The organism is Intestinibacter sp. (assembly GCF_034113885.1).
Taxonomy (GTDB): Bacteria; Bacillota; Clostridia; order Peptostreptococcales; family Peptostreptococcaceae; genus Intestinibacter.
The window spans coordinates 1-5,869 of sequence record NZ_JAXEWM010000222.1 but is presented as its reverse complement, the minus strand read 5'-3'; the positions used below and the strand labels follow the sequence as shown (position 1 = coordinate 5,869).

The window sequence follows — 5,869 nt, the reverse complement described above, 5'->3', positions numbered from 1 at the left end:
GGTTCATATCTAATATCACTACTACTATTATTAGCAGTCATTCTAAGATATGTTTTTGTTGTATCTAAATCGCTTGAATAAACTCTAGTTACATCTCCCAATGCCTGTTCCATACTTCCAGATTGGTCTAATACTAAAACTATATCAAGCGGAACTCCACTTTTTTCAGTCACAGTAGTATATTCTCCTGTAGCATAAGAACTTAAAGTAATCTTATAAGTACCATCACTTTGTAACTCTACAGATTTGTTCAAGTTAAGACCACTATCAGCCTCAGCCGCATAAGAAGCCCCAGCAGGCATCACCACCATAGAACAAGCCATAGCCAAAGCAGAAACAAAGGCTACCGATTTTTTAATAAAACTTTTAACTCCCATTTTTTCTCTCTCCTTTCTAAAATTTATACGCACATATATTCTCCACAACAAGCTTGCGTAACTCGCCCGTCACAGTGACTGCCCTTTAAAATATATCCTAAAATCGTGCTGTACAACCTTCAGTCTAATTGGATGGATACAAGACAAAAATCAATACAGAGAAGACAAATCGAATTGAATTAGCCCCTCACCATTTTAAAACACATCTTAACAGACAAGTCTAAATATATCAGTTCCAAATGCAATCCCTGCACCGAAACCCTCTTTTAGAAATGATGAGATATCTATATCCACTTTAATATGTGTTTATATATCTAAAATCAATAAATAAAACATATTTTTACTATTTCAGATATCAAATTTCATCATTATCTATATAATAAAGTAAAAAATTACTCTATTAACTAACTTATAACCCTCCTAAAAATTTAGCTAAATTCTCAGCAAAATAATAAAAACGGTTTAATTTACAAAAATATAAATCTTTCCTTTTATTATATAATATCATTCAAATTTATCAATCGCAATAATTTAGCCTAAAACTTAATACATATATAAAATATTACCAATTTTTTAGCAAAACTTCAATTAAATCCAATATAAAAATCTTGTTTTTTTATTAAACATAATTATTTATCAAATATAAGTTATTTTCTTAAAATTTACACTTTCTATAGAATAATTTATATTGTATACTCATAAAAAAAATTTTTCAATACATTATATGTTCATAATTTTGTACTTATATGTTTTCTAATTACTTTTCTTCATTTTATTTTCACCATTAAGTCTTCTTTTTTACCATTATGAATATATTTAACAACTTTGTGATAAAGAAATTCTTAAATCATCATGCATTTACACATAATTTGAAACTTATTCATCCTCGATCCACTTTTTCCAATTTACTCTTATTTAATCTATCCACTATATCATATCAAACAATATCATCAAAAACCAAAACCACTACAAGCATTACCCTAACTAAATTCTCCGTAAATATCTCTTAATCATCATAAAAACAAGCATCACAAAGTTATTAAATATAAATACAATGCTCCAAGCGAAACTACAATACCTCATAAAAAAACAGCCCTCCCTGCATCCACACAGGAAAGGCCATCCACCACCTACTTACCATTCAACTCCATCTCAACCCTCTTGACAATCCTTCTAACACAAGACTCCGAAACCTTCCATTTAACAGCCAACCACTTCACACTTCTGTCTTCACAAAACTCCGCATAAATTCTCATATTCCTCTTAGCTCTCATATAACACTCCTTCCTAGGAATATAAATCTGGCTTCCACCATAGACATCTAATATCCTCTCAAACAAAACCTCGCCGACTATATCAAACAGCCTGTACAAATCCCTCGGTATATACTTCTTCATATAATCATCATTCACCGTTTTCACCTCCATAAAATATCGCCTCTTATCCTTCACTATTAAAATTTCCTTCTATAATATATACATTAAATTAAAGTGCGGAAATTTTACATATAAATAATTTCCGTTTTTGGTTTTTGGCTTAAAATTTTATATGACAAATTTCTCAAAAATAAAAATATTAACTCGAAAAATAGAACTTATTCTGAACTAAAGTATTTTCAAGGCTTACAAGCCACGATTTTGTCCAAAATTCGTGCACGTTTTTTTACTCCTCGTCCGAAAAATAATATATGATAATAGTAAGAAAACAAATCAAAGGTTTTCAAATTTCCATATCAGGAGGTGATAAAATGGATGAAAGCAAAAGACTAGTAATGGTCTTCAAAAACGAAGCAGACAAGCAAGTATCGATAAGTATCGATGATCCAAGGGACGACGTTACCGAGGCCGAAATCAAAGCCGCGATGGACCTTATCGTTGAGAAGGGCATCTTTAAGAAGGGCTCTTACGCTTTAACAGCTGTAGTTGAAGCGCAAATCGTCAACACTCAGACTAACGAATACGATTTAGTTCTGTAGTGATTTAATAAGTATTTTTAATCGAATCAACAAAGTTTTTATGCAACTAGGTAAATAATATCAATAAATATCATGTTTTTCAAAAAAATTTTATTTTAAAAAAAGGAGGCTATACTATGGCAGTAGTAACAAGTAAAAACTTATCATCATTAAAACTATACTTTGACAAAGGTGTAGACATAAATTCAAAAAGAATAATGGGAACAAAAACATTCGGCTTTGTAGATCCAGAAGCGCTAGACCAAGACATAATGGACGTAGCAAATGCACTAGCAGGTCTACAAAAACACACATTATACAATGTAGTCAGAATAGATAATACATCTTTATCTGAATAATCTGTCCCACATTAACTCAGCTGCTAGGTTCTCACACTCCGCAGCACTGAGTTAGATAACCAGCTGGGGCGGTCACCAGGGATCTCCTCAGCTGCTATAAAAATTTAAAAGGAGATGATTTCATGGAAGAAAATAAAAAATTAGTAATGGTATTCAAAAACGAGGTTGACAAACAAGTCTCTATAAGCATAGACGCTCCTCGAGACGACGTCACTGAAGCTGAAATCAAGGCGGCTATGGATCTAATCGTCGAAAAGGGCATCTTCAAAAAAGGTAATTACGCCTTCACAGCTGCAGTCGAGGCAAAAATCGTCAACACTCAAACAACTGAATACGACCTAGTGCTATAGGAAGTGATCAGTCATGGAAGTTATTGAAACTTTAATAGCTAATGTCGGATTCCCAGTTGCCGTGTCCATCTATCTATTGATAAGACTGGAAAGCAAGCTGGAGGGGTTAACCAATAGTATTAATGAGCTTTCAAATAACATCATTAATATAAAGTAAGTTAATAACAGATGCCTGAGCCTAACACCTCAGACATCTGTCACCTCCCCCGAAATTTCGGGGGAGCTATGTATTTTGTTATTTAAATTATTGGCATTTTTTCGAAATTTATACATATTTATATAAAAATTTTTTTAAGTTAGGAGCGTGTTACTATGTTTTATACAATTCATGGATTTTACCAAAAGGCTGCGCATAAGCTAGGGCTAGATAATGACGATTTGTTATTGCTTAGATGGTTTGTTAATTTTAAAGATTCTGGAAATATGAAAAGTGTAGATATAGATAATGAAAAATATTACTGGATAAGCTACCAAAAATTAACAGAAGAACTGCCTATTTTATGCTTAAAAAAGGACTCTATATATAGGAAGTTTAAAAAAATGAGCGATGTAAAAGTTTTAAAAAGAAAAACTATATTCGATGGCGGAAGATATTCATATTTTACTTTGGATAAAAATTACATAACTTTAATAAATTCAAAGCCTGTGGTTCCAGATTGTCCAGATGAAGATTTTAATAGTAAAGCTTCTAACAATTCATCAATTTACTCTGATGAAAATCAACCGGATTTAAATCCGAACTATACGGATTTTAGTCCGAAACTTATGGATTTTAATAATAATCTTGCGGATTCTGCTCCGAACATTATGGATTTTAATCCGAACCTTGCGGACTCTACTCCGAACCTTATGGATTTTAATCCGAATCTTACGGATTTTGCTCCGAACCTTGCGGATTCTACTCCGAACCTTATGGATTTTAATCCGAATCTTACGGATTCTAATCCGAACCCTACGACTTTAAAATTCGACCCAAAAATTATTAAGTCAAATTCTAATACTATATTAAATAAATCAAATTCTAATACTAAATTAGAGAGAGATATAGATATAACTACTAACCAATACATTCTCTCACAATTGCTTCTCTCTCTGATTCAAAAAAACAACCCGAACTTCAAGACACCGGACATGGCTCTGTGGATCAAACAGTTCGACCTCATCCTAAATGTCGACAAGCGTGATCCAAGTGAGGTTGAATCAGTGATCAAGTGGGTGCATCTAGAAAATCCGTTTTGGAGTAGCCAAATTCTATGTCCGCATTCATTGAGGAAGCATTACGACAAGCTAGTATCCCGAAAAAATTACGACGAAAACAAATCTAGCTCCAACATAATCACAGGCATCTTTGGCACCTACGACCTATCCGAATTCGAGGAAATCTAAAATCCATGAGAGGGGGAATTTTCAATGGATTTATACAACATAGAAGCAGAACAAAGCATTTTAGGGGCAATTTTAATCGAGCCAGAATCCATAATTGCGGGCAACGAGGCTAATTTATCTGCAAATGATTTTTTCCTGGAAAAACACAGAATCCTCTACAGCTGCATGAAAAAACTGTCAAATTCCAACATGCAAATAGACCTAATAACGCTTTCAAACGAGCTAAAAAACGAAAACGCACTCGATAAAATCGGTGGAATTCCCTATATCTCGAGCCTTGTGACCATAGTTCCCACAAGCGACAACATCCTGTACTACATGAAAATTGTCAAGGGATTATCCACAAAAAGGTCCATCTACAACCAGATGCTAACTACCTGCAAAAGCATCAAAAGCATGGACTCCAAGGAATTGATAAAATTCTCAGAGGATTTAAAATCGACAATCCTAGACTCCGGCAACGTCGAGGAATTGTTCATCGAGGCGTCCTCAATTTCCATGGAAAACAAAACCTCAGGCGCTATCGAAACAGGATTTCAGAGCTTAGATGCAATCACAGGCGGCGGACTCAACTTCGGAACGCTCTCAATCGTGACAGGCGACCCCGGTTCAGGCAAGAGCACCTTCTTGAACCAAATTTTAGCAAACGCTCTAAGCCTCGGCTACAACGGTTTCATCTACTCTGGCGAGCTCACATACCAGATGATGATGGAGTGGTTTTTCAAAACAGTCGCAAACCCACAGCACCTAGCACGCTGCACCAACAACTTCGGCAAATACACCAAAGTCACAAAAGAAGGCTGGGAGCTAATAAGCAACTGGACAAAAAACAAGCTATTCGTATTCTCAAAAGACGCCAAAGCCGACGAAACAAATCTCTCAAACGTCATCGAATACCTAGCTGTCAAAAAAAACGTCAAGCTCTTCATCCTAGACAACCTAATGACACTAGAATGCAGCGGCTCCGACAAATACGAAAAACAAATAATAGCAACAAAAGCCTTAAAAAACCTAGCAAAAAAATACAGCCTCGTAATCATACTAGTAGCTCACTCCAACAAAAGCTCAATCATGAATCGCCAAGCTCACGTATTCGATATATCAGGTGCCAGTGAAATCCCGAACCTAGCCGACTACGTTTTCAAAGCCTCACGAAAAAACGACGCCGACTCAATCACAGAAATCCTAGTCCTAAAAAACAGGATCACTGGCATAATAAAAAAATTCACAAAGCTAAAATTCGACCCAGACCGCAAAAGATTCTTCACAAAATCCGGCACCGAAATCACCAAAGACTTCGGCTACAACCCAGTTTGGGAACAACCTAGCTTTTACTAAATATTAACAATTTGCAACATTGGGCGCCCCACGATTTTCGTGCAAAACCCCAATCCCTTGCACTTAAAATAAATATAAAAAAACTCAAGGAGGAAACAAAATGAA

8 protein-coding genes are annotated in these 5,869 nt (G+C 34.9%); 6 read left to right on the top strand and 2 right to left on the bottom strand.

The window, feature by feature from the left end; all coding sequences use genetic code 11:
* Positions 1–377: hypothetical protein (locus SPD90_RS13480; protein ID WP_320925563.1), on the bottom strand; the 377-nt coding region annotated here is incomplete at its 3' end.
* Between the two features lie 1,130 nt (positions 378–1,507).
* Positions 1,508–1,789 (bottom strand): Mor transcription activator family protein, encoded by a 282-nt coding sequence (locus SPD90_RS13475; protein ID WP_320626449.1) that lies wholly within the window; start codon positions 1,787–1,789, stop codon positions 1,508–1,510.
* 335 nt (positions 1,790–2,124) lie between these two features.
* Between SPD90_RS13475 and SPD90_RS13470 the strand changes: the two genes are divergently transcribed.
* The 6 genes from SPD90_RS13470 (at position 2,125) to SPD90_RS13445 (ending at position 5,764) form a co-directional block, all read left to right on the top strand.
* Entirely contained in the window at positions 2,125–2,352 is a 228-nt protein-coding gene (locus SPD90_RS13470) for a DUF2922 domain-containing protein (RefSeq protein WP_320626450.1), read from the top strand.
* A gap of 116 nt (positions 2,353–2,468) precedes the next feature.
* Entirely contained in the window at positions 2,469–2,690 is a 222-nt protein-coding gene (locus SPD90_RS13465; protein WP_320626451.1) for a DUF1659 domain-containing protein, read from the top strand.
* A gap of 122 nt (positions 2,691–2,812) precedes the next feature.
* Positions 2,813–3,040 (top strand): DUF2922 domain-containing protein, encoded by a 228-nt coding sequence (locus tag SPD90_RS13460; RefSeq protein ID WP_320626452.1) that lies wholly within the window; start codon positions 2,813–2,815, stop codon positions 3,038–3,040.
* 13 nt (positions 3,041–3,053) lie between these two features.
* Positions 3,054–3,197 carry a YvrJ family protein gene (locus SPD90_RS13455; RefSeq protein ID WP_320626453.1) on the top strand — a complete coding sequence of 48 codons (144 nt, stop codon included), beginning with the start codon at positions 3,054–3,056 and terminating at the stop codon, positions 3,195–3,197.
* Between the two features lie 155 nt (positions 3,198–3,352).
* Positions 3,353–4,426: a hypothetical protein gene (locus SPD90_RS13450; RefSeq protein ID WP_320925562.1), complete on the top strand. Its 1,074-nt coding sequence runs from the start codon at positions 3,353–3,355 to the stop codon at positions 4,424–4,426.
* Positions 4,427–4,450: 24 nt separating this feature from the next.
* A complete protein-coding gene (locus tag SPD90_RS13445) occupies positions 4,451–5,764 on the top strand; it encodes a DnaB-like helicase N-terminal domain-containing protein (RefSeq protein ID WP_320925561.1) in 1,314 nt (437 codons plus the stop codon).
* The last annotated feature ends 105 nt before the right edge of the window (positions 5,765–5,869 follow it).

What these genes read in the sequence shown, in the direction of transcription:
- SPD90_RS13470 (WP_320626450.1), top strand. Translation starts at nt 2,125, where the DNA reads ATGGATGAAAGCAAAAGACTAGTAATGGTCTTCAAAAACGAAGCAGAC.
- SPD90_RS13465 (WP_320626451.1), top strand. Translation starts at nt 2,469, where the DNA reads ATGGCAGTAGTAACAAGTAAAAACTTATCATCATTAAAACTATACTTT.
- SPD90_RS13460 (WP_320626452.1), top strand. Translation starts at nt 2,813, where the DNA reads ATGGAAGAAAATAAAAAATTAGTAATGGTATTCAAAAACGAGGTTGAC.
- SPD90_RS13455 (WP_320626453.1), top strand. Translation starts at nt 3,054, where the DNA reads ATGGAAGTTATTGAAACTTTAATAGCTAATGTCGGATTCCCAGTTGCC.
- SPD90_RS13450 (WP_320925562.1), top strand. Translation starts at nt 3,353, where the DNA reads ATGTTTTATACAATTCATGGATTTTACCAAAAGGCTGCGCATAAGCTA.
- SPD90_RS13445 (WP_320925561.1), top strand. Translation starts at nt 4,451, where the DNA reads ATGGATTTATACAACATAGAAGCAGAACAAAGCATTTTAGGGGCAATT.